General features: G+C 42.8%; 26 protein-coding genes and 1 pseudogene. 15 read left to right on the top strand and 12 right to left on the bottom strand.

Annotated features, from left to right (window positions below):
- The first annotated feature begins 258 nt into the window (after positions 1-258).
- The 13 genes and pseudogenes from UH38_RS02760 to UH38_RS02700 all read left to right on the top strand — a co-directional run bounded on the left by UH38_RS02760 (position 259) and on the right by UH38_RS02700 (position 13,899).
- Positions 259-2,247 carry an AGE family epimerase/isomerase gene (locus UH38_RS02760; protein WP_045053102.1) on the top strand — a complete coding sequence of 663 codons (1,989 nt, stop codon included), beginning with the start codon at positions 259-261 and terminating at the stop codon, positions 2,245-2,247.
- Position 2,248: 1 nt separating this feature from the next.
- A complete protein-coding gene (locus tag UH38_RS02755; protein WP_045053101.1) occupies positions 2,249-2,863 on the top strand; it encodes a DJ-1/PfpI family protein in 615 nt (204 codons plus the stop codon).
- Positions 2,864-3,037: 174 nt separating this feature from the next.
- On the top strand, positions 3,038-3,286 hold the full coding sequence (locus tag UH38_RS02750) for a DUF4278 domain-containing protein (RefSeq protein WP_045053100.1): 249 nt from the start codon (positions 3,038-3,040) through the stop codon (positions 3,284-3,286).
- A 35-nt stretch (positions 3,287-3,321) separates the two neighbouring features.
- The gene (locus UH38_RS02745; RefSeq protein WP_045053099.1) at positions 3,322-4,173 is read left to right on the top strand and encodes a type 1 glutamine amidotransferase domain-containing protein; all 852 of its coding nucleotides are present in this window, start codon (positions 3,322-3,324) and stop codon (positions 4,171-4,173) included.
- Positions 4,174-4,302: 129 nt separating this feature from the next.
- Positions 4,303-5,982 (top strand): thiamine pyrophosphate-binding protein, encoded by a 1,680-nt coding sequence (locus UH38_RS02740; protein WP_045053098.1) that lies wholly within the window; start codon positions 4,303-4,305, stop codon positions 5,980-5,982.
- A gap of 11 nt (positions 5,983-5,993) precedes the next feature.
- Entirely contained in the window at positions 5,994-6,422 is a 429-nt protein-coding gene (locus tag UH38_RS02735; RefSeq protein WP_045053097.1) for a nuclear transport factor 2 family protein, read from the top strand.
- A gap of 134 nt (positions 6,423-6,556) precedes the next feature.
- Complete coding sequence (locus tag UH38_RS02730) at positions 6,557-7,192, top strand: nuclear transport factor 2 family protein (protein WP_052672230.1); 636 nt, start codon at positions 6,557-6,559, stop codon at positions 7,190-7,192.
- A gap of 133 nt (positions 7,193-7,325) precedes the next feature.
- A pseudogene (locus UH38_RS28060) lies at positions 7,326-8,362 on the top strand (aldo/keto reductase).
- A 5-nt stretch (positions 8,363-8,367) separates the two neighbouring features.
- Positions 8,368-8,811: a hypothetical protein gene (locus UH38_RS02720; protein WP_045053096.1), complete on the top strand. Its 444-nt coding sequence runs from the start codon at positions 8,368-8,370 to the stop codon at positions 8,809-8,811.
- 12 nt (positions 8,812-8,823) lie between these two features.
- Entirely contained in the window at positions 8,824-9,204 is a 381-nt protein-coding gene (locus UH38_RS02715; RefSeq protein WP_045053095.1) for a nuclear transport factor 2 family protein, read from the top strand.
- A 101-nt stretch (positions 9,205-9,305) separates the two neighbouring features.
- Positions 9,306-10,826, top strand: coding sequence for a GMC family oxidoreductase (locus UH38_RS02710; RefSeq protein ID WP_045053315.1), 1,521 nt, complete (start codon positions 9,306-9,308; stop codon positions 10,824-10,826).
- Between the two features lie 67 nt (positions 10,827-10,893).
- Positions 10,894-11,367 (top strand): VOC family protein, encoded by a 474-nt coding sequence (locus UH38_RS02705; RefSeq protein WP_045053094.1) that lies wholly within the window; start codon positions 10,894-10,896, stop codon positions 11,365-11,367.
- 99 nt (positions 11,368-11,466) lie between these two features.
- Positions 11,467-13,899, top strand: coding sequence for an alpha-amylase family glycosyl hydrolase (locus UH38_RS02700; protein ID WP_045053093.1), 2,433 nt, complete (start codon positions 11,467-11,469; stop codon positions 13,897-13,899).
- Between the two features lie 39 nt (positions 13,900-13,938).
- Here UH38_RS02700 and UH38_RS02695 read toward each other — a convergent pair whose 3' ends face one another.
- Positions 13,939-15,543, bottom strand: a complete 1,605-nt coding sequence (locus tag UH38_RS02695) for a flavin monoamine oxidase family protein (protein WP_045053092.1) — start codon at positions 15,541-15,543, stop codon at positions 13,939-13,941.
- Positions 15,544-16,121: 578 nt separating this feature from the next.
- Here UH38_RS02695 and ctpB point away from each other — a divergent pair.
- Entirely contained in the window at positions 16,122-17,426 is a 1,305-nt protein-coding gene (gene ctpB, locus UH38_RS02690) for a carboxyl-terminal processing protease CtpB (RefSeq protein ID WP_045053091.1), read from the top strand.
- A 12-nt stretch (positions 17,427-17,438) separates the two neighbouring features.
- Here the strand turns inward: ctpB and UH38_RS02685 are convergent, their stop codons facing one another.
- The 5 genes from UH38_RS02685 to purN all read right to left on the bottom strand — a co-directional run bounded on the left by UH38_RS02685 (position 17,439) and on the right by purN (position 22,113).
- Entirely contained in the window at positions 17,439-18,773 is a 1,335-nt protein-coding gene (locus UH38_RS02685; protein WP_045053090.1) for a four-carbon acid sugar kinase family protein, read from the bottom strand.
- Between the two features lie 278 nt (positions 18,774-19,051).
- Complete coding sequence (locus tag UH38_RS02680) at positions 19,052-19,408, bottom strand: hypothetical protein (protein WP_045053089.1); 357 nt, start codon at positions 19,406-19,408, stop codon at positions 19,052-19,054.
- A 77-nt stretch (positions 19,409-19,485) separates the two neighbouring features.
- Positions 19,486-20,601 carry a saccharopine dehydrogenase family protein gene (locus tag UH38_RS02675; RefSeq protein ID WP_045053088.1) on the bottom strand — a complete coding sequence of 372 codons (1,116 nt, stop codon included), beginning with the start codon at positions 20,599-20,601 and terminating at the stop codon, positions 19,486-19,488.
- Between the two features lie 110 nt (positions 20,602-20,711).
- On the bottom strand, positions 20,712-21,431 hold the full coding sequence (locus tag UH38_RS02670) for a Uma2 family endonuclease (protein WP_045053087.1): 720 nt from the start codon (positions 21,429-21,431) through the stop codon (positions 20,712-20,714).
- 34 nt (positions 21,432-21,465) lie between these two features.
- Positions 21,466-22,113 (bottom strand): phosphoribosylglycinamide formyltransferase, encoded by a 648-nt coding sequence (purN, locus tag UH38_RS02665; RefSeq protein WP_045053086.1) that lies wholly within the window; start codon positions 22,111-22,113, stop codon positions 21,466-21,468.
- Between the two features lie 18 nt (positions 22,114-22,131).
- Here purN and UH38_RS02660 point away from each other — a divergent pair, with 18 nt between their 5' ends.
- On the top strand, positions 22,132-23,016 hold the full coding sequence (locus tag UH38_RS02660) for a carbohydrate ABC transporter permease (RefSeq protein ID WP_045053085.1): 885 nt from the start codon (positions 22,132-22,134) through the stop codon (positions 23,014-23,016).
- Here the strand turns inward: UH38_RS02660 and UH38_RS02655 are convergent.
- The 6 genes from UH38_RS02655 to UH38_RS02630 form a co-directional block, all read right to left on the bottom strand.
- On the bottom strand, positions 23,013-23,723 hold the full coding sequence (locus tag UH38_RS02655; RefSeq protein ID WP_045053084.1) for a bacteriorhodopsin: 711 nt from the start codon (positions 23,721-23,723) through the stop codon (positions 23,013-23,015). The two genes, UH38_RS02660 and UH38_RS02655, sit on opposite strands and share 4 nt — an antisense overlap.
- A 68-nt stretch (positions 23,724-23,791) precedes the next feature.
- Positions 23,792-24,163: a hypothetical protein gene (locus tag UH38_RS02650; protein ID WP_045053083.1), complete on the bottom strand. Its 372-nt coding sequence runs from the start codon at positions 24,161-24,163 to the stop codon at positions 23,792-23,794.
- Position 24,164: 1 nt separating this feature from the next.
- Entirely contained in the window at positions 24,165-25,322 is a 1,158-nt protein-coding gene (devC, locus tag UH38_RS02645; protein ID WP_045053082.1) for an ABC transporter permease DevC, read from the bottom strand.
- A gap of 2 nt (positions 25,323-25,324) precedes the next feature.
- A complete protein-coding gene (locus UH38_RS02640) occupies positions 25,325-25,948 on the bottom strand; it encodes a GNAT family N-acetyltransferase (protein WP_045053081.1) in 624 nt (207 codons plus the stop codon).
- A gap of 6 nt (positions 25,949-25,954) precedes the next feature.
- Positions 25,955-26,152 (bottom strand): hypothetical protein, encoded by a 198-nt coding sequence (locus UH38_RS02635; RefSeq protein ID WP_045053080.1) that lies wholly within the window; start codon positions 26,150-26,152, stop codon positions 25,955-25,957.
- Positions 26,153-26,171: 19 nt separating this feature from the next.
- On the bottom strand, positions 26,172-26,504 hold the full coding sequence (locus UH38_RS02630; RefSeq protein ID WP_045053079.1) for a DUF2834 domain-containing protein: 333 nt from the start codon (positions 26,502-26,504) through the stop codon (positions 26,172-26,174).
- Positions 26,505-26,578 lie beyond the last annotated feature (74 nt).

Below are 26,578 nucleotides of genomic sequence, written 5' to 3'. Positions count from 1 at the left end.
AATTTTTAATTAGTAATATCTGTTTGTCTTAATATCAATAAAATCCTCTTCTTTTAAGAATTTAACTGCTCTCTATGTTCTTGCTTGCAAGTTACTAGAGAGCTTTGTTTTATGTGAATAGATAGTTGAACCCAGATCGAAAACTAAAAAATGACCAATGTTACAGAAAAATCATCCCTTGAAGGCAAATATTTTTATAACTAAACTAATAACAACAGTAGAAAAGCGTATGTCAACACAAATTTAAAGGAGAAATAGATGAGGCGATTTACATTAAACACAACTTTGACAGGAAAAGTAGTTAATGAAAATCAAAACGCAAACGAATTTACAATTGAATGTCGCAGTGGCGATGAGTTTCTAGTTTCTGTAGGTAGAGAAACGCAGTTTGGTTTTGTCCAAAATTTAGATGGAGTAAATCGCGATCGCATCCCAAATCCTGAAGGTTTTGCAGGAACGCCACAACAATTAATTGCTAAGTATATCCAGCCAAATCGCTTAGTAATTTTACAAGGTGTTTATTTAGAAGATGGCGAAAAAAAGCGTTTTGATGCGCGAAATGTTAACTTGCTTCAATCAGCAGATGGAGAGTTTTTATTTGAAGAAACTCATTGGTGGTTAACCCAGATTTCTCGGTTTGCTGATACTTGGTTAGGTTTTTTATTTCCCAACAAACAAACTTACGAAATTGATGATTATGCCCTCTACCAAACTAATTTAAATATTATTGGTTTGCCAGCAGACGATAACATTCAAGAATGTGCAACTTTATCTAGATTAATATACGGACTTTCCTCAGCTTATTTATTAACTGGATGCGAACGTTACCTTTCCGCCGCGCGTGCTGGAGTACAGTACCAACGCGAAACTTTTCGCAGCTTGACGCATGATGGCAAGCATTGTTTTTGGGCTTTTGGCAAGCGTAAAACCAAGTTTAGCTATCAATTGTATATGCGATCGCTCAATGAAGATGACCGCGATACAATTCCCCTATACGAACAAATTTATGCTTTAGCAGGACTAACTCAATACTACCGAATTACGCTAGATTGGGAAGTTTTGGATGATATTAAACGGACAGTTTGCGCCTTTAATGATTTCTTTTTAGATCGCGAATCAGAGTATGGCGTAAACGCCTTTGGAGATTATTTCTCGCATCTTGATTATGCCACAATGACTCCAGATAGCAGCGCATTAGGTCATAACCAGGCGCGTAAAAATTGGAACTCGATTGGCGATCATATTCCGGCTTATCTAGTTAACTTAATTTTGGCTTTAGAACCATTGCCGAAAAAAGATGGTGGGTATGAGGAAATTAATGAATTTCTAGAAACTTGTAAAGTAATTCTTTATAACACATCGAGAATTATTTTAGAAAAGTTCCCCGATCCCGATCCCAGCGTTCCTTTTGTGAATGAGAAGTTCTTTAAAGATTGGAAACCAGATAAAAACTGGCGCTGGCAACAAGATCGGGCTGTAGTCGGACACAATTTGAAAATTTCTTGGAATTTGACTCGCGTTGCTAACTATTATTATTCGCAATCTAATGATGAATTAAAGCAGTTAGGCGATCGCTTGATGCAGCTAGCAGATAAATTAGGCAATTCGATGGTAGAGACAGGAATAGATTTATTCCGAGGCGGGCTATTTGATGCCGTAGAACGCAACCCCAAAAACGATATGCCGATAGAATTTCCTTGGAATAATACCAAAGACTTTTGGCAACAGGAGCAAGCAATTTTAGCTTACTTTATCCTCTACGGCTGTACCAATGAAGATAAAGACCAAAAGAACGAGTATTTACAATTGGCAAGAGAAACAGCCTCATTCTGGAACTTATTTTTCCTAGATCGAGAAAACAAAGGTATTTATTTCCGAGTTACAGACTCAGGCGTACCTGTAGTTCAAGGCGAATATGGCAATAAAGGCAGTCACTCAATTTCAGGCTACCATTCCTTTGAACTGAATTACTTGGCTCACGTTTATATCAGTTCTTATGTAACCAAAGAACCTTTCTGCTTATACTTCAAGCCGAATGCAAACTGTCGTCAGCGCTCAATTAACGTGCTACCAGACTTTGTAAAACCAGGTACTTTGGAAGTTACCAGAGTCAGTATAGATGGAAGCGATCGCACTACTCTAGATCCAGATAATTTCCGCATCGAATTAAGCGAAGAAGAACTAAAACTCGGTTCCGAAGCAGAAATCATCGTCCAATTTACTCCTGTAAGTGGAAAGGATAAATAAGATGGTACTACCGCTAGCAGGCAAAAAAATCGCCGTACTCGTAGAAACTGAGTACATTCCCGAAGAAATTGTAGCTTATCAAACAAAATTCCCCGAATTAGGCGCAACAGTGCATTTAATGTCGCGGCTGTGGAACCAACCAAGCGCCCGTTTTGTCAGCGATGTCGATGAAGTAGGCAAAGAACTCCAATATTTAGATGTAAATATGGACTTCCAAAATGCAGACATCAACGAATATGCAGCGGTAATTATGGCGGCTAACTACACCAGCGTACGTCTGCGTTACTTTCAACCGCCAGAGGGACAAGCAATTAGCCCCCAGCAGACGCAAACCGCCCCAGCAGTGCAGTTGTTCGCTAAAGCAATGCACAACCCCCAAATTATCAAAGGTTTCTTGTGTCATGGCTTGTGGATACTCACACCAATCCCAGACTTGCTTAAAGGACGCAAAGTTATTTGTCATGAAGTAGTGCTTGCAGACATCGCTAACGCCGGAGCAATTTACACGCCATCAGCATCAGGAATAGTTGTAGACGGCGATGTAGTAACAGGTAGATCCGGTGCAGATGTAGATAAATTTATTGAAGCGATCGCTCATCTAATTGTCGCTCAATAGCCGCAAGCAAGTATTTCCACTATTTCCTAAATAGGCACATCCAACAAACACGGAGTAGGCAATAACCTACTTAGCAATCCCTCTTTGTCCATTCAAACTTTTCAATCCCAATGGCAGATTCTCATAATTAGGCTGTTTCTTCGCCAAATGACAATAACCTACAAGGAGTAAAAGATGAAACTCTCATATCGCGGCATTGCTTACGAACCCGCCCCCACACGCAGAATCTTGGAAAGCGAAACAACAGCAAAATATCGCGGCGTAGAATACACAATTCAACAATTCGGGCAAGTTCTACCCGCACCCGAACCTAAGTTGAAATATCGCGGCGCGAACTACCGCAATTGCTTAACTGCAACACAAGTCAAATCAAGGTGTTTTCCTGCAACTAACCTGACAGACTCAGATTTTTTCGTTGAATAAGCGATCGCATTTAACAAACCACAGGAGATGAAGTCATGAAAAAAGTTTTAATTATCCTTTCAGAATGGGGTTACTGGGGAGAAGAACTAATTGGTCCTTTAGAAACCTTCGATAACGCCGGATACCAAGTTGATTTTGCCACTCCTACAGGTAAAAGACCAGTAGCTATCTCTGTCAGCATGGACGCTACATACATCGATCCGCCATTAGGACGAACTGTAGTTTCTCAAGATATGGCAGACAAAGTAAAAGCAATAGACGACCCCAACAACCCACGCCTAGATAATCCCAAAAACCTGCGCGAATGGTTGCCAGAACGCCCTTATTGGAGTTCGCCCAAATTCATCCGCGAAATGGAAGAGTATTATCGCCAGCTCGACGGGTTGAAAGCAACAGACTTGCAACAATACGACACGATGTTGATTGTCGGCGGTGCAGGTCCGATGGTGGATTTAGTCAATAACTTTAGAGTCCACGATCTGATTTTGTGCTTTTATCAGATGGGCAAGCCCATCGCTGCAGAGTGTTACGGCGTACCAGCTCTAGCCTTTGCGCGGGATATAGGCGATCGCCAGAGCATTATTTGGGGCAAGCACGTCACAGGTCATTGCTTGGAATACGACTACAAAGACGGGACGGGATTTATGGGCGAAAACATCAATCCCAGTTTAGGCAGCATTAACTTCGGTCCCCCGTTCTATCCCTTAGAGTACATCTTGCGCGATGCTACAGGACCAGAAGGAGGCTATCACGGCAATGTGGGCAAAGAAACATCAGTAATTGTTGATTACCCATTTATCACAGGTCGCTCAACTCCAGATTCTTACATGACTGGGCAAAAGGTTGTGGAAGTTTTAGAGCAAGGGTTGAGACGCTACGGCTGGTAGTAGTTTTGAGTTTTAAGTTTTGAGTTTTGAGTTACGAATGTTTGCTCGATGGTGAGTAGTTTTGAGTCAGTAAGTTAAGAATGCGCAGATCAAGTTAATACTACTTTTTCTGATTAGGATTTAGGAGTTATGGCTGTTAAGACTGGACGGTTTGCGATTATTGAGCAGCTTTTGGCTGATGGCATTAAGTATATGTTTGGCAACCCTGGAACGGTTGAACAGGGATTCCTTGATGCTTTAAGCAATTACCCAGATTTTAAATATATCTTTGCCTTGCAAGAAACGATCGCTGTAGCTTTGGCTGATGGTTATGCCCGCGTTACGAAAAAACCTACTGTTGTGCAACTGCATAGTGGTGTTGGTTTGGGTAATGGCATTGGCATGATGTATCAAGCAATGCGCGGTCATGCACCTTTAGTTGTCATCGCTGGTGAGGCGGGTATCCGGTACGATGCGATGGACTCGCAGATGGCGGCAGATTTAGTAGGCATGGCAAAGCCTGTAACTAAATGGGCGACGCGAGTTGTCGATAGTGCTTCTTTACTGCGGGTACTAAGACGGGCGATTAAGATTGCAGCTACCCCACCAATGGGACCTGTATTTATCTCTTTGCCTGAAGATATCCTAGATGCGCCGATTACGGAAGAAATTGTACCTACTTCTTTGCCGATGACGCAGGTTGCACCATCTGATAGTGCGATCGCCCAAGTTGCAACTATGCTAGCTAATGCTACTAAACCGCTAATTATTGTCGGCGATGGCATAGCGTTTTCCAATGCCCAAGCAGAAGTAACTCGCGTTGCGGAACTGCTTGGCGCACAAGTTTGGGGCGCTGACTTCTCAGAACCAAATATGGATGCTACTCATCCTTTGTTTGGTGGCTTGTTGGGGCATATGTTTGGTAGCAGTAGCCGCCGGATTACATCCCCAGCAGATGTAGTTTTAATCTGCGGTACTTATGTTTTTCCTGAAGTATTTCCAGCTTTGTCGGATGTATTTGCTATTGGTGCAAAAGTAATTCACATTGACTTGAATGCCTATGAAATAGCGAAAAATTTCCCTGTGGATTTGGGATTAGTTAGCGATCCTAAACTCACCTTAGCCAAGGTGGCTGAAGAATTAGAACATAGCATGACATTTGGGCAGCAAACAGCAGCAAGCGAGCGAGTAGTTGAACTGACAGGTGCTAAAAAACAGCAACTTGCCAATCAACTTGCCGCAGATAAAAGAGTCATGGGTTCTGTACCTCTGCATTTATCGCAGTTTGCCCAGGAACTCGCAAGCCAACTACCCTACGATGCGATCGTATTTGATGAAGCGATTACTCATTCCGAAGAACTGTGTCGCTATATTCCGCCCACAACTATCGGACATTACTTTCAGACGCGGGGCGGTTCATTGGGTGTAGGTATTCCTGGCGCAATTGGTATCAAGTTAGCCCAGCCCGATAAGACTGTAATTGGCTTTACAGGCGATGGCGGAGCTATGTACACCATCCAAGCACTGTGGACGGCGGCGCATCACAAGATTAATGCCAAGTTTGTGATTTGCAACAATCGCAGCTATCGCATCTTGAAGATGAATATTTTACAGTTTTGGCGCGATCGCCAAATTCCCGCTCATACTTTTCCCGATTCTTTTGACCTGCATAATCCAGATATCCGTTTTGACAAATTAGCCCAAGCGATGGGAGTGCAAGCGTTGCGCGTGGAAACTCCCGAACAAATTCGCCCAGCTATAGCTTTAGCACTGTCTCACAACGGACCCTTTTTGATCGATTTAGTAATTTCTAACGAACTACCCAATTAAGGAGCAAAACAATGGCAAGCCCTAACGTAGAAATCGTCCAAAGAATGTACGAATGTTTCAATCGCGGCGATATGGATACAATTCGTCAAGAAATCTTTGCCCCAGACTTAGTTTGGCGTTTACCTGGACGACACCCGCTAGCAGGGGTAAAAAACGGCGCAGAAGAAGTAATTGCCTTTTTTACTCAGTTAAATAAAGCAGGTATCCAAGTCGATTTAATTGGTATCGAACCTTTTGGTGCAGACAGCGTTGTTGAAGTCCATCGAGGACACGGACAAACCAACGGCGCAGTTTTAGATGCCAATAATTGCACCCATTACCAAATCCGCGACGGCAAAATTGCCAACGTCCAAGTTTATATCAGCGATCAGCATAGCGTCGATAACTTCTTTTCGGCAGTTTACGCCCTCAAACCTATTCCCGACCGTTTAGCTAGTTAAAAGACCTGTTGCATAAGTCAGTAGTTTGATGGACAAGGGAGAAAGAAATACAGATTGCCAATTTTGGGTTCTATTGCCTACTTTTGCAACAAGTTTAATTTATACGCTTCATTAATTAACAAGGAGAAATTCAAATGCCAGTTATCAGAGTTACCCTTTTAGAAGGCTTCGCCAGTGCAGATCAAAAAGGTGAAATTGCCCAGGAATTGAGTAATAGTTTAGCCTCTGTATTAGGGGATATTGTCCGTCCCTATACCTACGCCCTAGTCGATGAAGTGCAATCAGGCGCTTGGAGTATTCAAGGCGGACAGCTAATGACCGAAGAAATGATGAGGTCAGGAATAGCTACATCCGAAAGACAGCGCAGCCTGCGCGTGAACGAAGACCGCCTCAGAAAAGCCTACGACGCTTTAGCAACTGGTGACAGAAACGTTATTGCCGAATATTGGGCTGAAGACATGGCGTGGCTTGTACCAGGACACAACCAGCTATCCGGTTGGAAAAGAGGCTTAGATGAGTTCCTAACTTTCATGGAAAAAGTAGGCATTCTCACCGACAACAGCTTTCAAATGTCCTGGGAAGGAGTAATTATCACCGGAGACTTATCCGCAGACATCAGACACAACACTGGACACCGCGCTGGAGATCGAAACAAACGCCTAGACATAGACGTAGTTCACATCCTCCGCTGGCGCGACGGCAAAGTAGTAGAAGGTAGAGGAGTCATTTCGGGCGATGGTACAGCCCAATTCGATGAATTTTGGAGTTAGACATAACTAGGGAAGCGATCGCTAAAAACAGCTTCACCCAAAAATCCCAGATTTTTAATTACAAATGCGCGAATTCCCTCACAAATTCCAGCTTTTTTAATTACGAATTACGAATTAATACAAGGTGCAACCAATGCAAGAACTAAATCAATTTCGTTTGCTAGGTAACAGCGGACTGCGCGTTTCGCCACTTTGCTTAGGTACTATGACTTTCGGTACTGATTGGATAATTGGCGCAGATAAAGCAGAAAGCCGCAAAATGTTCGATTTATACATCGAACGCGGCGGTAACTTTATCGACACGGCAAATAACTACGCCAACGGTACAAGCGAAACTTTTTTAGGAGAGTTTATCGGCGATAAAAGAGAGCAATTAGTATTAGCAACTAAGTACAGCTTAAATACGCGCCCAGGCGATCCCAATGCAGGCGGAAATCATCGCAAGAACTTGATTCAATCTGTAGAAGCAAGTTTAAAAAGGTTGCGAACAGATTATATCGATTTGTATTGGTTACACTGTTGGGAATTTCGCACGCCCATCGAAGAAGTAATGCGGGCTTTAGACGACTTAGTTAGAGCCGGAAAAATCCTTTATTTAGGTATTTCTGATACACCTGCTGGAAAATTTCTCAAGCAAATACTCTAGCTAAATTGAGCGGCTGGACACCTTTTGTCGCCCTGCAAACTGAGTACAACTTAGTCGAACGTACTCCCGAAAAAGATTTATTGCCAATGGCAAGAGAGTTCGATATTGCGATTATGCCTTGGTCGCCATTAGCTAGCGGTTTACTAACTGGAAAACATAGTAAAAATCAGCAAACAGAAGTAGATAGCGGACGCGCTATGATGGTTGCATACAAGCAAAGCGATCGCAACACAACTATCAGTCAAGCCGTAGAAAAGGTTGCCCAAGAAATAGGCAAGTCACCTGCCCAAGTTGCCCTAAATTGGCTGCTGCAAAAACCTGGTACTCTAATTCCTATTATCGGCGCTAGAACTATTGGGCAACTTGAAGATAATTTAGGCTGTTTAGACTTTATTCTCACGCCCGAACAAATGGCGTATCTAGATTTAGTCAGTCAAATCGATTTAGGTTTTCCTCATACTTTCATCAGCAGCGATATGGTCAAAAACCTTATCAGTGGCGGAACTACTATCAGGACTAAGTAAATACAATGACTACTTTAACCCGAATTTCTGAAGCAGAAGTTAGGCAATTAGTAACCGATTGGTTTGTAAAACTAGATGTTCATGCACCAGTTGAGGAAATGTTACCTCTACTAGCACCTGAGAATCTAGAAATGCAATTACCAGAAGTAACTTTGCATGGTTTAGATGAATTTAGATCGTGGTATGACGGCGTAATTCACATATTTTTTGACGAAGTGCATACAATGCAGTCTTTAGACATTAATACTGCATCGCAGCAAGCCGAAGTTCAGTTAGTAGTACGTTGGGAAGCTAGCCGTTGGAATGCACCAGCAGCAAATAGCGAACGGTTAGCTTTTGATGCAGCGCAAAGATGGGTAATTAAGCGATCGCCCGACACGCAAAATTTAGTTATCAGCACATATATTGTTGATGCTTTGACACCCCTAGAAGGTTTTCCTAATCTGTAAACAGGAGTTGACATGAACGCTAAAGATGTAATTGAAAAATACTACGAATCTGCTAATGCAGGTGATTGGAATACTTGGCTATCATTGTTTGACAAAAACATAGTTATGGACGAACAACTTGCAGGTCATGTAGAAGGCATTAGCATCTTAGAAGGCGCAATTGGTGGTATAGAAAGAGGTTATTCTAAGTTTCAAAATAATCCTCAACATATTGTCATTAATGGTGATGAAGCTTGCGTTGTTTCGCATATTTCAGCCGCCAATGCTAGTGGCGTACCCATAGAAGCAAATGTTGCTAATTACTTCCGATTTAAAGATGGCAAGATTGCCTATATGGCTAACTTTCACGACACTAGACCTTTCGATCCCTTTGTAAATCAAAGTTTAGGCTAATTATTACTTACCTCTCCCTGCAGGGAGAGGAGTCAAACATGACTATTTCTCATCAATACAACTTCAAAAAAAAACTTTCAAATCGCCCTTATAGAGGCTTTATGAATCAGTATGATTATATAATTGTCGGCGCAGGTTCAGCAGGGTCAGTTGTTGCCAACCGCCTCAGCGAAAACCCCGACTGCAAGGTGTTAGTATTAGAAGCTGGCGGCGCAAATATTCCCCCTACTGTCGATAATCCTTCTGCTTGGTTTAGCCTTCTTGGTTCCAACGTCGATTGGAACTATACCAGCGTCGCCCAACCAGGCTTAGATGGTCGCATTACCCACGAACCACGCGGCAAAATCCCTGGCGGTAGCAGCAACTTGTACATCATGATGCACATTCGCGGGCATACCTCAGACTACGATAACTGGGCATATAACGGTTGTCCTGGCTGGGCGTATACAGATGTTTTGCCCTACTTCCAAAAACTAGAAGACCAAGAAGATGATACCAGTCCTTGGGCGGGTAAAGGCGGAATGTTGCACGTAGCTAATGCCAAATTGCACAACCCCAACCCCACATCATCCGCATTTATCGATGCTTGTTTAGAACTAGGCTATCCTTACACGCCAGACTTTAACGGTCCTACTATGGAAGGTGTGGGCTGGCATCATGTCAACATTAAAGACGGTAAGCGTCATAGCATGGCAGTTGCTTATCTATTTCCCGCCTTACCACGTCCGAATCTAACTTTAAGTACCAACTCTCAAGCGACCAAGATTTTATTTAAAGGCGATCGCGCGATCGGCATAGAATACATCCAAGATGGCACAGCTAAAACCACCTACGCCAACTGTGAGGTCATAGTCTGCGCTGGGGCGCTAGAATCACCCAAACTACTATTACTCTCTGGTATCGGCAACCCCAACTATCTCAAAGAATTCAACATTCCCATCGTTGCAGACGTGCCAGGTGTCGGCGAAAACTTCCACAACCACGTACTTACAGGTGTAATCTGCGAAGCATCCCAACCAGTACCGCCACCAAACTTAAACTTGTCAGAAAGCGCCCTATTTTGCAAGTCAGCACCAGGCTGGATAGGACCAGACCTACAAATTGCCTTTGTCCACGTCCCCTTTGACATCATTGTTGGTCAAGGATATCCCAACTCCGTGAGTATCTTACCTGGAGTTGTGCGCCCCATGTCACGCGGCTGGATTAAGTTAGCTAGCAACAACCCCCTAGACAAGCCATTAGTTAACCCCAACTACCTCAGCGAACAAGCAGATGTAGAAAGACTAATTCAAGGCGTAGAAATTGCCCAGGACATCTTTGCAACCAAAGCTTTCTCTAAGTGGATTAAGCAAGAACTAATCCCTGGACCAAGCGTAAAAACTCACGCACAACTGACAGAATTTGTCAAGCAAAGAGCCGATTCCTACCATCACCAAGCTGGTTCATGCAAAATGGGACAAGATGCGATGGCAGTAGTAGACCCACAATTGCGCGTTTATGGAGTTGAGGGATTGAGAGTAGCTGATGCCAGTGTAATGCCTGTTGTGCCTTCAGGAAACTGCCATACAGGCATAGTCATGATTGGCGAAAAAGTCTCAGACCTAATCAAACAGCGATCGTAAATGCGTTCTCTGCGACTTAGCAGTTCGTTCAAAAAATACAAACACCTTAGATATCACACAAACTCAAATGGGATTACTAACATTCTCACACATAGCGATTAGCTGCACTGATGCGATCGCCACAGAAAAGTTTTACACCAAATATTTCGGCTTTACCAGAGCCAGAGTCGTACCATTAGGCGACCAACAAATAGTATTTATCAAACTAGGACAAATGTACCTAGAACTATTCCAAGCCAGCGCCGAATCTCCTGTTCCTCCACCAACAAATGACGGTCCTCAATATCCTGCATGGCGGCATTTAGCATTTCAAGTTGACAACGTTGATGCCAAACTAGCCGAAATGAAAGACGAAGCAAAAATCGCATTAGGACCGCTCAACTTCGACGACTTTATCCCAGGATGGCGCACAGTCTGGGTAGCAGACCCCAACGGCAACATCGTAGAAATCAGTCAAGGATACGTAGACCAAGAAAACCCGCCGCAACTAGAAGATGCAGACATCAACAGTCGCATCCCCGAAGCCGCAAACGCTCCCTAGCTACAAATTTTCCCCTACCTTTAATTGAGATTTGAGAGACAAGGGGATCTTCCTATTCCAATACGCAAATTACGAATTACGAATTACGAATTAAAAACAATGGCTCTTATTACCGTCCAATTTACCTACATTACAGGACTAAGCAGAAACATCTTTCGCAACGTCCGCTTGACCGGAAGTTGGGATACAAACAACCGCTACTCCAACCAGTGGTCATCTATTCCCATGCAACAAATTACAGGCGCAGATGGTTGTCCTTGCTTCACTGCCACAGTACAGTTAGATGACTCGCAAATAGGCTGGTTATTTCGTTGGGGCGTTATCTTAGACAACGATGTGGGTACTAATGTCTGGGGAATCGTCACAGAAATCGACGACCAAAATTCTCTAGAATGCTACCGTAGCTTTGAGTTAAGAACTCCCAGCACTCAACCCCAGCAAGAAACTTATTATTTAACTCATTGTCGCCGACTAGGCGCTCAAAAATACTATCCTGCTAGCACAACTCAACCAGAAATTCGCTTTACCCTCTGGTCGCCAAATGCAGAAAATGTAGAAGTCGTATTTGGTAACGGTAGCGGATATATTGCTGATGATGGTAATGGAATAGTTACTTCGCCAGCAACTCTACCAATGGCTAGGCAAAGCGGGGGAATTTGGCAAACCAATGGCACAGGAGATTTTACTAATTTCAACCGCGCACCCTATATGTATCGAATCACCAAGCCAGGGGGAAGAGTAGCTTACCGCACCGATTTATACTCCCGCTGCCAAATGGGTAGAGGTAACACAAACCCGCGAGGAAATAGCTATACAGGAAGCTACACCGAGCTTGACGGATCTGTAAGCTGTTCTGTAGTCATCGATTTTGAGCAAGTATCTAGAGACTTTGCCGAACAGGGATGGAATCAAAACCAGTTTATCCCAGAAGCAGAATTTTGGCGTAATGAGTATAGAAGCGATCGCCCAATTCCCACCCGCGTTGAAGATTTAGTCATCTACGAACTACATATCGGCGCTCTTGGTAATGGCAATAATAGACCAGGAAACTTTGCCGATGCAATGGAGTTGCTGCCTTATTTAGTAGATTTGGGCATCAACGCCGTTGAACTACTACCAATGGCAGAATTTCGCGACGAGCAAAATTGGGGCTACGAAACTTCCCACTATTTTGCCTTAGAATACAGCGCTGGCGGTCGAGATCAACTCAAACATTTTGTTAGAGAATGTCACCGCAACGGTATTGCAGTAATTTTAGATGTAGTTTACAACCATTATTCCCCAGATGCCGAACGGGCAGAATGGCTGTACGATGCTGATAATCCGCAGCAAAATATCTATTACTGGTACGAAGGCAACTCTAGTAATTATCCGCAGCCAGACGGCGGCTATGTCGACAATATGTCTACAGGTTTTGCCCCCCGCTTTCACGAACAAATGGTGCGGCAGATGTTTATTAGCAGTGCTGCCGAACTTGTAGAAGAGTTCCACATTGACGGCTTTAGAGTCGATCAAACTACTTCTATGCATTTATACAACGTGCTACACGCCGATGGTAGACCGTTAGGTAATGTCAATGCTTTTGGCGCTAAATTTTTAAGAGAATGGACGCGGACTTTAAAGTTAATCAAACCGTCTGTAATGCTGATGGCTGAAGATCATTCCGATTGGGAGCGAGTTACCCAATCTCCCGATGTCGGTGGATTGGGTTTTGATGCAACTTGGTACTCTAATTTTTACCATCATTTGATCGGCGATGCTAGGCAAGGAAATGAATACGCGAAACTTATTCCTACTGCTGGTTACGGACAAGACCAACCTTTAGCAATGGATTATTTTGCTGGAGCGTTGGCAGCATCCGGTCACAACAAAGTGGTATATCATGAATCCCACGATGAGGCTGGTAATTCATACTACAACGAGGCAGGAAATCGAGTGGAGTCTAGACGGACGATCGCATCAGCTGTAAATTCTGCCCCCTTAATTGGTGAAACCCGCCGCGTAGCTGAATCTCGTTGTCGTTTTGCTGTTGGTATGTCTGTGCTGTCGGCTGGTACGCCGATGTTCTTGATGGGTGAGGAAATTGGCGCGCAAAGGCAATATCGCTACGGTGACTTTATCAACAACCGCGAAAACTTGCAGCAGGAACGGGCTACTAATAGCGCTCGATTGTTTATATTTTATCAAGATTTGATTCAGTTTCGGCTCAATCATTCTGCCGTGAAGTCGCACCAAATCGATATTGTCCACGTCCACAACGCTAATCGAGTTATTGCTTTTAGGCGTTGGGATGATACAGAAGAGTTGCTAGTTGTTGCTAGTCTTAACAACTACTATTTTGGTGACGGTTATACGATTTGGGCTTCGCATATACCGACAGCTAGGTGGCGAGAAGTTTTTAACAGCGACGCACAAATCTACGGCGGTAACAATATCGGTAATTCTGGCGCAACTATTTCTGCTAGCAACGGCAATATTCGGGTTATTATTCCTGCCAACGGATTTATCGTCTTGCAAAGAACTTTTAGCTAACTTGCGGCGATCGCTTCTCAATATAGCGATCGCTCTATCCTATACTTTTGCGCTAATCTTCCTGACTACTAATTCAGCCGCTAGCCGACCAGTTTGTGCAGCACCATTCATGAATCCATAGAATTCATCGCTCAAATGTTCGCCAGCAAACACCAAATTACCTACATTGACATCTTGGCGCTCTTGAGGGTCGTCTGATTCAATATACAGAAATTCTCCAAATTCTGTAAGCTGTCCTGGTTTGAAATTAGTGTATGCCCCCTTGATAAAGGGATCTTTGTACCATTGTGTCAGTAGAAATTTATTATTAGCGGCGTTTTTTGCTCCTGGGATAATGCTATCAAATTGGTTAACAAACTCCTTGCCTACAGATTGAGGACTCCTTGACCTAATGGCTTTGACTCGATCGCCACCGCATAAGAATGTCAGCGCACCATCGGTTCTATCTGTTTGCCTTTGGGTTTCGTCCCAAGCTTCAGAAAATTCTAGATCTGTCCAAATTTCTGCAACAAACCCTGTTGCTTGTCGCCAGATTTTCTTATCAAAACCTGATATAAGCTTTTCATTCGAGCCAAGATTGACTTCATTGATAAAACGTCTGAATTTTGGCTTTAAGTTTACTTGCAAATCCACATTGCGGAGAACCTGGAAAGGAATGGCAATAATTACGTAATCTGCATTGACTTCATAATTGTTGTTAAAGGTTAAGCAAAAGCCTCTAGATTGCGATTGAATCTTGGTAAGTTTCTTTGCAGTGTAAATGCGATCGCTAAGAGTTGATGCTAATTGGTCGATAATCTTGCCACTACCCTCCTGGAACACGAATGCTTCATCGCTATTCCCTAAAACTTCTACTTGTTGTCCATCGACAGTAGGCAAGTTAAATAGCAGTTGCAACAAGGAAGAATCTTTTGCTTCAACACCGTATTCGGTACGAATCGAGGCTTCAATCAATTCGCGAATATAGGGTTCGGGAATTTTGTCAGCGTGCTTGTCTAGATACTGAGCAACCGATAGGCGATCGAACTTGGGTGCAAAACGCTCGAAATCTTCGTCTATTAGAGCGGCATCTTGACTAATTTGTTGGGCAAGCGATCGCAGTAAATTGGCAATTTCGCCTTCAGAGCGAATCTTACCATCAAAAAAGTATCCCACTGCAGGAAATGGCGATCGCTCTGCATCTTGATTGCGATCGAATAATTTCAGCCCAAATTCTCTAGCTAGGGTAAGTATATCTTCATGTTCGCTATTAATCAGCGAACCGCCCAAATCTGTCACTAAACCCGTACCAACAACTCCTGTAAATGACTGGATGCGTCCTCCCAATCGCCCGCTAGCTTCATAAACGGTTGCTTTTATCCCAGCTTTTTTCAGTTGGTATGCAGCATTAAGTCCAGCAATCCCGCCACCGACGATCGCAATAGTAGGCTGACGACTTTTATTTTGCGCTCCTGCGGCACGAGATAATGTACTGGTAGCAACAGCAGCACCTCCAGCTAAGGTTGCGTAGCGGAGCAAGCGCCGTCGCGTCCATTTATACTGCTCTTTTGTCAGTGGTAGGGGTTTGCCTTCCGCTTTGAGGTTTTCCCGGCGCGCTTGCTGCAGCGCATAGATCAGTTTTTGAAACAGTAAAGTACGTGGCATATTGTTTTGTTAAGCTTTAGAAGCCAGAATTGTAGATGTTGCTCATGGGCAAACTGCTTAAATTACTGCTCTTTTTAGTTAACGAGCTTATTGTTGCGCGATCGCCAGTAGAATATGTTTTACTTTACACCTTCACCTCACACTATCCTTTTTCCAGGTAGCGCTGGAAAAACTTCTAACATGAGCGATCGCTTGCTGCAAAAGAAACCTTAAATCTTGTCTCGATATTAAGTTTTGTAAAAATATTAATAGTGAATTCTACCGTTGCGCTCTTGACAGTTGAGCCAACATAGTGTGCGATAGCTGCAGTTAAGGCATCAAACCTAGATGCAGTAGTAGAGACAGATAGTTGTGTAGGACTAGAGAGGACAAAAAACTGCCATGAAATACAATTTCTCAGACAAAAAGCGAGATTATAGTAATAGAGATTTCGCGGTTAAAATAGAGCGTAAACTCTGTTTACCCCCACAAAACCGTTAGTCGGGTGTATATTCGATCCAATTACTACCACATTTTTAAAGTGGTAGTTATGCCTGAGTGAATTAGCTTTTAACCAATCCTTCCAAAAGCCAATCTCAATGCTGCAATCCTCAAGACGCTTCTCACCATTCCAAATTGCCCTAGTTAGTGGAGCGATCGCTACTACTGCTACTTTGTCCGTATATGCTCCAGTTTCCAGTCGCTCCATTCGCACTTCATTACAAGACAATAGCCCGAAAATTTTAGTCGATGAAGTCTGGCAACTCGTAAACACAGAGTACGTAGACGGCACGTTCAACAAAATTAACTGGCAAACAGTTAGACAAGACTTATTGAGCCGAAACTACACGTCAAAAGAACAAGCTTATACAGCAGTCAAACAAGCTTTAGAAAAGCTGAACGATCCCTATACGCGCTTTCTCGATCCCAAACAGTTTGAAGCGCTTACAGATCAAACATCAGGTGAACTCTCTGGTGTAGGAATTCGTTTGGAACTCAACGAAAAAACCAATAAACTTACTGTTGTAGAAGCGATCGCCAATTCTCCGGCGCTGGCTGCTGGAATTAAAGCTGGTGATGAGATTTTAGCTATCAATGGCAAACCAACTAGAGGGCTAGACGTACAACAAGCATCTAGTCTGATTCGCGGTAAGGCTGGAACGTTAATTACTTTAAGAATTGGACGTTCGGGCAAAACTACTGACTTGAGGTTGACACGCGCCACAATTGAAGTGCCAACAGTTCGATACACTCTCAAGCAAGAAGGCAAAAGGCGGGTTGGCTATATTAGCTTAAGAGAATTTAGTTCTCATGCTGCCGAGCAAATGCAAAGAGCAATTCAAGACTTAAATCGCCAACAAGTTGATGCGTACGTGCTAGATTTGCGTGGTAATCCAGGCGGATTATTGCAGGCAAGTATTGAGATTGCGCGGATGTGGATGGAAAACGGTGCTATTGTCAAGACAGTAGATCGAGCAGGTGCTAGCGACCAATCTATTGCCAATCGCACATCTTTAACTAATCGTCCTTTAGCTGTATTGGTAGATGGCAATTCAGCTAGTGCCAGCGAGATTTTAGCTGGGGCGTTGCAAGACAACAATCGAGCCGTAATTGTTGGCAGTCAAACTTTTGGCAAAGCTTTAGTACAGTCGGTACATTCACTTTCTGACGGTTCTGGTTTAGCAGTGACAATTGCTCACTACTACACCCCCAAAGGTACTGACATTAGCCACAAGGGAATTACACCCAACATCAAACTCGATTTAACAGAAGCACAAGCACAGACATTAAGTTCTAACCCCGCATTGGTCGCAACTCCCAACGATCCGCAGTACGCTAGAGCGATCGCGGCTTTATCGACTAACTCGTTTGCGTCATCATCGCCCAATCAATCGTTCAAGTAGCAGATAATTGAGCTACTTGTCTAACTCACGATTGCTGCTGAGGCGATTGTAAACCGTTACCAAAGCCTCAGCATCGCCTACATTTCCTGGAAATAATACTACAGGTAAATTGGGAAAACGCGGATGGTCGGCGGGAGTGCGAACCATCGAGCAACCAGCTAGAATTTGCCCTAACAACCGCGCTGAAGTCAAAGCTAGTCCTGTACTCAGGACATCATTGGAGGTAATACCACCTTTACTGACTAAATATCCCAACTCAGGAGGCAAACCGCGCACGATATCCATCAGCAAAGCTGAAACATCTGCGCCAAACTGCAACCGCGCTTGCACATCTGCAAATACTAATTCTTGGCGGCTGGTATAAACTACAGGAGTTCTACCAGCTTTTATTACTTGCTGTATTTGTTCGAGAATTTGCGTTAGTAAAGAAGGCGGTTGGATAGAATCATCAAGTAATTGGGCAACATCTACCTCAATGCCGACTATACCAGGCGCTTGCAGCAATTGTTGCAACTGTTCGGTAGTTTTTTTGACGTGAGAACCGACAATAAACGCCCCTGGTTTACCACCGCGCACGTATTGAGACATTTCTGCGGCTGCTATAGGTTGGGGCGGTAAAGCTGCTAAAGCAGTTAAAATACTAGCAGCGCTGCGAAACAAAAAGCGTTTTCCTCTACTAGCTGCGGTGAGAATATCTTGAGCAAAGCGATTCAAATCCTCTTGATTTTCGCCATCAACAGCGACGCATTTATTCCCTGACAGCGCTAGCAAACGATCTAAAGTAGCATTCCCGCCACGAATATCTGCTAATAAAAATCTTTCCACATCATTAGCCGCAATGCGTCCTTGAGTCTTTTCGGCTACATAGTCGGGTAAGTAGCTATGACTGTAACTAAACACTGAATCGCGGGCAAATTCTGTCTCGTGGACTGGTGTAGGTACGCCATCCACAATTAAATAATGGATGCTATCACGAGTAAATCGTCCGCCTTCAAAGAAAGCTGGAACCAGAAAATGAGCGTCAAAAGGTCCTAACTCTTGGGCAATTACGTCTGTTTCGATGGGATAATGTCCGCGCAAAGTAGAGTCGGAACGACTGACGATTAAAAAATCTTGGATGTTTTCTGCAGCTATAGCTGCTTTTAGATTGTGGCAAACTTCTCTAGTAACTTTTGTAGCCTGCGCGGGAGTAAGCGATCGCGTATTTGTCAAAATAAAAAATATTGGCGATTCATCTTGCAAACCTAGCCGGAGAGTATCTACATCCCACAGAGTTAGCAGCAAACAGCTATGCACAGTTTGGGAACCTGTAGGATCGTCGTCTAGGACAATAATTTTAGGTTTCATCTTGAATATCTCTCCTGCTCTATCTTATTAGTACAGGCAAGTGGCAAAGACTACAAGAAGGTAGCGAACGCAGATACACGAGGCAGTACGCTCAAAGCAGCTTTGCCGACTTGTAGCACCTGCCGTGCGGATAAACGCAGATGAAAGCCTGGTTTTCTTTGCTACAGGTGAGGAAAATGAAAATATATTAACTTGTGGAAAAATTTTATAAGTCCGCGTAGGCGGACTTTGTCTATGGAGGCGCGAATAGAATTCGCCCCATACTACACCACCAAGGCTTATTTATTACCCGTTACTTTTTCTAGCAACTCTTTACCTTGCTCTACTAAACTTTTTTCAGAGTCAGTAGCTTGAGACTCTTTTACGCTTTTCAAATTTGCTTTGTCTTCAGGCTTAAAAATTTGGTTAGCACTGGGTGAATCTTGTTTTTCCTCTTCTAAAACACCCGTACCTACCCTATATTGATAAGCGCGATCGATCTTGTCTTCGCTCTTAAGCTTATCTCTAGAAGAAGTTACTGCAAAACTAGGATCTGCAACTACAAATAAGCCAGATAAAACAAGCAACAGCATCAACCCTAAAGCCATAACTTTGCGAGTAAATGTTTGTCCTAAACTAAATAAATTTCTGGGCATAAATATGTATCTCAATTAACAGTACCAGAGGAATCCTACTTTTACAGCTATATCTGTGCCTTCTGCCGCAGGATATATTAGTCTTGTTGTTCGAGCCATTCTTGATGCAGAGTTATGCCGCGACTGATTAAAGTTTGCTCGAATAAATCGGTAGGTAATGCTTGCTCTTGCGCCCAAACGCCAGGTTTTTTAAACTTACCTTCTAACAACAATTGAGCAATACTACCAGTACCGCAGCCAGATGCGATCGCTGTATTGTCATGTACTAAGGTCGAGCAAAAGCCAGCTTTTTGCCCTTGTTTGCGCCCTGTAACTTCCGAACGTATTGCTACCCCAATGCCGCTAAAAGGATTGGTTACATCGGTCATCAAGTGGCTGACACGCGCTAAAAATTCCACACTATTGCGGTTTTGTATCAACCGTTTGGGAAACCAATGAGCGGCAATCCAAGTTAAATGATTGTAAAAGTCGGGAACAGAACCAAATTTAGTAATTACTGTCTTGACTGGGAAAGTATCGGGGAGGGTAAAAGCTTCTGGCATATCAAACCAGTAAACGCCCGCACGACCGTATGGTGGAGGAAACTGGATGACTTCGCGATCGCTATACGGCTCGATCTTTTGCCATTTGCCATCAATTAAAGCCTCAAAAGGGTGTTGCAAGCCTAAAAATGTCGTCCGCATCACCGTTAAACCCGCACCACCAGAACCCGATACCAAATAGCTGAGGTGGATACGTTCTGGCTCGTCTAGTTGTTCTACGCCTTGGCGCACCATACTATTGGAAATACCAGGAAAAATCCCTGTATTTACAATTGCCGTCACGCCTGCACTTTGGGCTTGGGAACTATACGCCAATGCTTTGCGCGTAAAAGATGGGTGATCGCTAACATCAAGATAATTTACGCCTTGCTCGATACATAGTTGCAGTACACTCGCATCGCGGTAGTGGAAAGGACCTGCACAATGGATGACAAGATTGGTACGAGCGATCGCATCTTCTAGCTTGCCAACATCTGCCAAATCCAAAGCCAAAAACTGAACTTGAGGTCCGAGTTGGTCGCTTACAGCCATTCCCGCAGCAGGTTTTCTACTGGTGATGGTAATTTGTGCTTGTGTATGGGTAGCTATATCTTGGGCAACACTGCTGCCAATCCGCCCCCGACCTCCAAGAATTAAAACCTGGTCTGTCATTGCTTAGAATTGGTAACGCTTACTTAATAGTCCACCAGTTTTTAGTGGCTTACGTCCTCAGTAGCAGGTATGACATTCTGCTTATATTTGGGCAGAATTTAGCGCAGAAGTTATAAATTATCTGTATCTATACCTTGGGCTTTTAACTTAGCAACTAAATTTTGTAGCTGTTGTTCGGCTAGATCTGCTCTTTGACGTTCCTGCTGTGCTAATTCTTCTGGAGTAAGATATCTATTTCCTTGTTCGTCGTACCAATACAAAACTTCACGTTCTAAACCACCACTCCAGCTTGTAGCGCGTCCAATTCCTAGCCCTATTTCGCTCATCCAAAATGGTTCGCCACTTTGCAACTGATATTTCCCATCTACTAAAAGGTAAACTTCAAACGGCTGGTGTTTGTCTCGCTGATAAAAGAAGGGGTTGTAAATTACGTAATATAAAACTCCTAATTTGGCATAAATTGCCATTTTGGTAGTATATTCGCCGCCTGGAGTCTGCGATACAGTTTCTATAACAAAAATAGGTGGGGTATAGTTTTCCTCCCACATCACATAACTATTGCGGGACTTATTCCCTGGCTTGCGGCGTTCTACTCCTATACTCAAAAAGCCGTCAGGTATTACAGGAATGGAGGGACTAACGCCTGTTGTATGATATAAACCCATATCAACTGCAAAAAACCAGTCTTGACGCTCTGCCCAAATAAACTCTAATAAAAATAGTAAAAAGTTGGGAATAAAGTTTTGATTTTCGTTATCCACAGGAGCATCGTCCGAACATGGCAGTTCATCACTACTTGGTAAGTTGAGCTTGGCATCAAATTTTACCATTGGTTTTCCCGTATAACTTGCTTTAATTTTAGCTTTAAACTAGATTTGCACTCGCAAGAGCGATCGCTTGGGGCAAAATCCGGTGTTCTTGAACTTGAATGCGATCGTGCAATGTTTCAACTGTATCGTTTGCTAATACTGGTACGGCAGCTTGCAGCAAAATCTTTCCCGTGTCTACTTCTTCACACACCACATGAACGGTACAACCAGTTATTTTCACACCCGCAGCTAACGCTTGTTCTACTGCTTTTGCACCCCGAAAACTAGGCAACAAGCTAGGGTGAATATTGATGATTTTGTCAGGAAAAGCATCGATCAAAACTGGCGTTACTATTCGCATCCAACCAGCCATAATTACCCAATCGACACTATATTGCTGCAACGAGTGGATAATTTGCGTGTCTAACTCTTCACGGCTATTAAAATCGCGGTGATTGTATAGAACTGCGGGTACATTCCATTTAGCAGCACGTTCTACAACTTTTGCTTGGGGATTGTTGTAAATTAATACCTGTAATTGAGCATTTAGTTGTCCATTTTCGATAGATTTAGCGATCGCCTCAAAATTGCTACCGCTACCAGAAGCTAGAATTCCTAATTTTAAGGGTGAGTTTTGAGTTGAGATCGGTGCAAGACTAGGAGAAACTAGACTAGGGGTAGAATCATCTAAAGGCAGCGTCATATAGGAAAACGACTATACATGGCAAAACTCTATAGTAAGATGTGGCTGGATAATGAGGAAGTCGCAGCTTGGATCTTTTTGACTCCAGCATTTATCTTTCTAGGTGTCTTCCTGCTTTACCCGATCGCTTACCTGTTTTACCTCAGCTTTACTGCTGGTAGTTTTACCTCGACTGGGGTTGAGTGGATAGGTTTTCGCAACTATTGGCGCTTGCTATTCAACCCTGATTTTTGGCAAGTTTTGGGCAATACAATTTATTTTACTGTTGCCACAGTTATTCTTAGTTTAGTCATTCCTTTAGGACTTGCTGTACTGTTAAACCGTTCTCTTAGCCTGAGAGGGTTGTTACGTAGTGCTTATTTTTTGCCGTCAATTACATCGCTAGTTGCAGCGGGTTTAGGTTTTCGCTGGCTGTTTCAAACTGAAGGACCTATCAATCAATTACTAGATTTATTTGGTATTGCACCGATTTCCTGGCTAGGTAGCAGTATTTGGGCTATGCCTGTACTGATTTTATTAAGTATCTGGAAACAGTTAGGTTTTAATATGGTGGTATTTTTGGCAGGATTGCAAGCAATTCCGCCTAGTCGTTATGAAGCAGCAGAATTAGACGGTGCTAACTCTTGGCAGCAGTTTCGCCATATTACCTTACCAGGCTTGCGTCCTACACTGGTATTTGCAGCAATTACGACAGCAATTTTTACTTTACGCAGTTTCGAGCAAGTTTATGTAGTTACTGGCGGCGGACCGTTAAATTCTACTAATTTGCTCGTATATTACATATACCAAGAAGCTTTCGGGCAATTTGACTTCGGTTATGCCGCCGCCGCTGCTACTATATTGTTGGCGATCGCTCTATTATTGGTATATCTGCAACTAAGAACGTGGGGTGAAGAAACTTAAATAGCCGAAGATTCGTATCCTTGCACTGGCTGCACTTCCCCAGCTTGTTCTAAATTATGCATGGAATTTAAGGACAAAAAGCCAAAGCCGACTTTAGAAGTAATATCCAACAAAGTATAAAACATTGTTTCTACACCTTGATTAATAGCATTTAAGCCAGTGTTACCCAACAGCCAAACAATCGGGTAAAGAGTCCACAATACCAAATGAACTGCTAACAACTTGCGAAATACTTTTTTGCTTCTAGGATGTTTGCGTTCGGCTTCCTTGCGGTATTGATTCACCAATAGGTAAACAGTAGCCAGAAAAGCAAAGCAGCTAACTACATACCAAATATGCCCTATCGTTCGATCTGCAGAAATAGTTGCGACAAAGCCAGTTACAATCATGTATGCATTTGCGCCGATTAGGCTAGCTGTAATTGGCAAACTGGTTTTACCCAAAAATGTTAAGTCAAGTAATAATAAGGGCGTTGATAAAAACCAAGTAATGTATCTTACCCATACAGTCGGACGACCTTCAATGACGCTTCTACCTTGTCCTAACGCCATTGATAAATATAGCCCAGCAGCGATCGCGCAAATAAAAAAGTTAAGCGTAAATAGTATTCTCCATCGCTCATTTTTAGCATTGTGTGCGCCAACACCAAAAAAAACCGAACCCAGCGCCATGCTAATGACACCAATCCACAACCAAATTTGACCCATAATAAATCTTGAGATGAGAAATTAAGGTTAATTTAGCTGGGATTTTAATATCTAGCTTCCCCACAAAGTCAGAAATGAGAGTTTATTTCAGAATCTTTTGACATCTCTCGGATATGTTCTAGTGCCTGTTTAGCAATTTGGGCAATCTCACATCTTACTTTTGAGTCAGTCCAAATTGTTTCCCAGTTAAATAGCCAACGAGTCAAAGTACGCCCCAAATCGACAAGTAATGCTGCACTATCAACGTTAATATCTACAAGCTGTGGTACAGTCCATTCGATATAATACCTACTTTCGCACATAAGACTAATAATTTTGTCTTCGTCCTTTGCATTGGTAGCAAGGAATTGAATTTGAGCTAAGTGTGCTGACAAGTGGCTTAACCGCGTGGGGATATCGTTTTGTTGAAAGCGTTCTTGAGTTAGCGTTGCTTTAGTCATACTACGAAAAAACATCAGCAGGATCGGCAGAACTTAATTTCCGCATGGCGATCGCTCCTGATACGCTACACATAACAATAGTTAGCAACAATACTGTTATGGCTCGTTCTATAGTCATCGCCACAGGTAAAAGCGTAGCGGCATAAGTAACTTGATACAATCCGAAGGAAAGAATAAACGCGGGAATAAAACCTGATATTGCTAGTATCAGTGCTTCTTGGGTCAAAACTCCTAGTAGATACAGATTTGTATAACCCATTGCCTTTAATGTGGCATATTCTGGCAAGTGGTCGGAGACATCCGAATAAAGGATCTGATAGACAATCACTATCCCGACGATAAACCCTACTCCTACACCCAAACCAAATATAAAGCCAATACCCGTACCGCTTGCCCAATAATTTTTTTCAACTTCAGCAAAACCTTCAGGAGTTAATACTCTCACATCTTTGGGTAAATTTGCGGCAAGCTGCGATCGCACTTGTTCTACATCTACTCCTGGTTTTAAGTCAATTAACCCAACTTCAATTTGGTCTGGTTGGCGATCGGGAAATAGTTGCAAAAAGGTGGAATCGCTAGTAATTACATTACCATCAGCAGCAAAGGAAGATCCATTAGTAAATAAGCCTTTGACGCTGATAATTTTGTCATTTAGTTCCGTTTCTACTGTACCTGTTTGTTTAAAGCGATCGCTAATATTACCGTACTCAGGACGACCTGCGCGATCGTATAAAACCTGATTTAATAGCTTTAGTTGGTCTAAGTTCTGGTTTACTTCAGGAAACTTGAAAACAGGACTTGCTGGATCTACTCCCCAGACTAAAATAGCGCGGCTAATGCGAGTTTCAGGATTTTGCCATTGTCCAGTAGCAATATACAAGGGACTAACGCTATTAACCCCTTCATAACTCAACGTTTGGTACAATCGCTCTCTAGAAAAGCTTTTGACTGAAAATAAAGTCTGAAATTGGGGATTAATCAACACCAAATCTGCTTGTAAGCTGCGATGGGGTTTTACAGCAGAATCATACAAAGCACCTTCAAACCCCATTTGAATAAATATCAGCAAATCGGCGAAAGCTATTCCAGCTATAGCTACAGCTAGACGGGTTTTCTCTCTAGTTACTTGCAACCATGCTAAAGGAGTTTTACGAAACATAATTACTTTTCCTGTTGTGGCGAGCGCATCATTGTCCAAAATTTAAGGTTAGCTTCTGGTAAACTACCTATTCGCACGACTTCAAAACCAAGTCTTTGATAGAAGCGAACCCCGCCTTCGGTAGAAGTTTCTAAGTAGCAAGGCAATCTTTCTCTATCTGCCTGGTTAAGAATTGGTTGCAGCAATAAACTTCCTATCCCCTGGCTTTGATAGGTGGGAGAAACACCCAGCATAAATAAATACCAATGAGGCTGAGATAAGTCTTGCTTATGATGTTTTTCAATCGTCAAAAATAGCGATATTAATTGCCTGATTCTACTCAAACGCAGTTTGAAAGGTAAAGCATATAAACCTAATTGCACTAAGCGCAAGTCGTTAAGCGGATATTCACCTGGAGGTATCCAGACTGCTACGCCTTTTAACTCATTTGTTGTTGTATAAACATGATTATATGGCTGGCTGTAACGTAATGCCGTTTTAGCGAGTAACTTAATTGCATTGATTCTTGCTTGTTCTTGTTCGGGGGTAAAATAACGAAAAGTTGGGTCGTTATTGAAGGCATGAGCGAGTGTTTCACTGGCTGCGTCAATCTGAGATATTTCTAAACAAACAACTTCTGTACTCATTTTTATTTACCACAGTAGATCGTTGATAAAAGCATAAAATTTGACAAAATCAATCTTTGCTAGAGCCACCATCAAACGAATTTTCTCTTTATCTTGTTGGGTTCCACACAAGTAAATGACTTTACAAGCAGCGAGCGCTAAAATAGTCCAAGGATAAGTTTTGCGGCGAAATAAGCGCAACCAAACAGATGTTTTGCCTAGCATACTTTATTGTTAAATAAATTTAGATGTATGTGCGATCGCTTTCTCCTAGCTTGCGCTGTCTCATGAGCAGAAATAGAGGTAATCCAAGTGAAACGCCAACTAGCAAGTTACTAACTACATAAACCCATAAATTTTTCATTTCCAGCCGCGAACCTTCCCAAGATACAAAAACCCAAAAAACTAGAGATGAAATAATTAAATCCATGCCGAAAAAGCTAGAAACACGATTAGCAAATAACTGTTCAACAAATAGTTGTATGTTTAACCCATGTTCTACTAAAAACGGTACAAATTGGGAATAAGGCAGAATAATTCCTAGAATGCAAAGAGTTAAGTATGTAATTTGCAGCATGAAGTTTTCCTTATATCAAACGTTCGTTATAAATTAACAAGTAAAAAACTGTAATCGATTAATTTCTGCCAAAG

It is taken from the genome of Aliterella atlantica CENA595 (assembly GCF_000952155.1).
Taxonomy (GTDB): domain Bacteria; phylum Cyanobacteriota; class Cyanobacteriia; order Cyanobacteriales; family Chroococcidiopsidaceae; genus Aliterella; species Aliterella atlantica.
Note: the sequence above shows the minus strand (reverse complement) of the source record. Positions and strands in the feature narration are given on the sequence as shown.

What these genes read in the sequence shown, in the direction of transcription:
- UH38_RS02760 (WP_045053102.1), top strand. Translation starts at nt 259, where the DNA reads ATGAGGCGATTTACATTAAACACAACTTTGACAGGAAAAGTAGTTAAT.
- UH38_RS02755 (WP_045053101.1), top strand. Translation starts at nt 2,249, where the DNA reads ATGGTACTACCGCTAGCAGGCAAAAAAATCGCCGTACTCGTAGAAACT.
- UH38_RS02750 (WP_045053100.1), top strand. Translation starts at nt 3,038, where the DNA reads ATGAAACTCTCATATCGCGGCATTGCTTACGAACCCGCCCCCACACGC.
- UH38_RS02745 (WP_045053099.1), top strand. Translation starts at nt 3,322, where the DNA reads ATGAAAAAAGTTTTAATTATCCTTTCAGAATGGGGTTACTGGGGAGAA.
- UH38_RS02740 (WP_045053098.1), top strand. Translation starts at nt 4,303, where the DNA reads ATGGCTGTTAAGACTGGACGGTTTGCGATTATTGAGCAGCTTTTGGCT.
- UH38_RS02735 (WP_045053097.1), top strand. Translation starts at nt 5,994, where the DNA reads ATGGCAAGCCCTAACGTAGAAATCGTCCAAAGAATGTACGAATGTTTC.
- UH38_RS02730 (WP_052672230.1), top strand. Translation starts at nt 6,557, where the DNA reads ATGCCAGTTATCAGAGTTACCCTTTTAGAAGGCTTCGCCAGTGCAGAT.
- UH38_RS02720 (WP_045053096.1), top strand. Translation starts at nt 8,368, where the DNA reads ATGACTACTTTAACCCGAATTTCTGAAGCAGAAGTTAGGCAATTAGTA.
- UH38_RS02715 (WP_045053095.1), top strand. Translation starts at nt 8,824, where the DNA reads ATGAACGCTAAAGATGTAATTGAAAAATACTACGAATCTGCTAATGCA.
- UH38_RS02710 (WP_045053315.1), top strand. Translation starts at nt 9,306, where the DNA reads ATGAATCAGTATGATTATATAATTGTCGGCGCAGGTTCAGCAGGGTCA.
- UH38_RS02705 (WP_045053094.1), top strand. Translation starts at nt 10,894, where the DNA reads ATGGGATTACTAACATTCTCACACATAGCGATTAGCTGCACTGATGCG.
- UH38_RS02700 (WP_045053093.1), top strand. Translation starts at nt 11,467, where the DNA reads ATGGCTCTTATTACCGTCCAATTTACCTACATTACAGGACTAAGCAGA.
- UH38_RS02695 (WP_045053092.1), bottom strand. Translation starts at nt 15,543, where the DNA reads ATGCCACGTACTTTACTGTTTCAAAAACTGATCTATGCGCTGCAGCAA.
- ctpB (WP_045053091.1), top strand. Translation starts at nt 16,122, where the DNA reads ATGCTGCAATCCTCAAGACGCTTCTCACCATTCCAAATTGCCCTAGTT.
- UH38_RS02685 (WP_045053090.1), bottom strand. Translation starts at nt 18,773, where the DNA reads ATGAAACCTAAAATTATTGTCCTAGACGACGATCCTACAGGTTCCCAA.
- UH38_RS02680 (WP_045053089.1), bottom strand. Translation starts at nt 19,408, where the DNA reads ATGCCCAGAAATTTATTTAGTTTAGGACAAACATTTACTCGCAAAGTT.
- UH38_RS02675 (WP_045053088.1), bottom strand. Translation starts at nt 20,601, where the DNA reads ATGACAGACCAGGTTTTAATTCTTGGAGGTCGGGGGCGGATTGGCAGC.
- UH38_RS02670 (WP_045053087.1), bottom strand. Translation starts at nt 21,431, where the DNA reads ATGGTAAAATTTGATGCCAAGCTCAACTTACCAAGTAGTGATGAACTG.
- purN (WP_045053086.1), bottom strand. Translation starts at nt 22,113, where the DNA reads ATGACGCTGCCTTTAGATGATTCTACCCCTAGTCTAGTTTCTCCTAGT.
- UH38_RS02660 (WP_045053085.1), top strand. Translation starts at nt 22,132, where the DNA reads ATGGCAAAACTCTATAGTAAGATGTGGCTGGATAATGAGGAAGTCGCA.
- UH38_RS02655 (WP_045053084.1), bottom strand. Translation starts at nt 23,723, where the DNA reads ATGGGTCAAATTTGGTTGTGGATTGGTGTCATTAGCATGGCGCTGGGT.
- UH38_RS02650 (WP_045053083.1), bottom strand. Translation starts at nt 24,163, where the DNA reads ATGACTAAAGCAACGCTAACTCAAGAACGCTTTCAACAAAACGATATC.
- devC (WP_045053082.1), bottom strand. Translation starts at nt 25,322, where the DNA reads ATGTTTCGTAAAACTCCTTTAGCATGGTTGCAAGTAACTAGAGAGAAA.
- UH38_RS02640 (WP_045053081.1), bottom strand. Translation starts at nt 25,948, where the DNA reads ATGAGTACAGAAGTTGTTTGTTTAGAAATATCTCAGATTGACGCAGCC.
- UH38_RS02635 (WP_045053080.1), bottom strand. Translation starts at nt 26,152, where the DNA reads ATGCTAGGCAAAACATCTGTTTGGTTGCGCTTATTTCGCCGCAAAACT.
- UH38_RS02630 (WP_045053079.1), bottom strand. Translation starts at nt 26,504, where the DNA reads ATGCTGCAAATTACATACTTAACTCTTTGCATTCTAGGAATTATTCTG.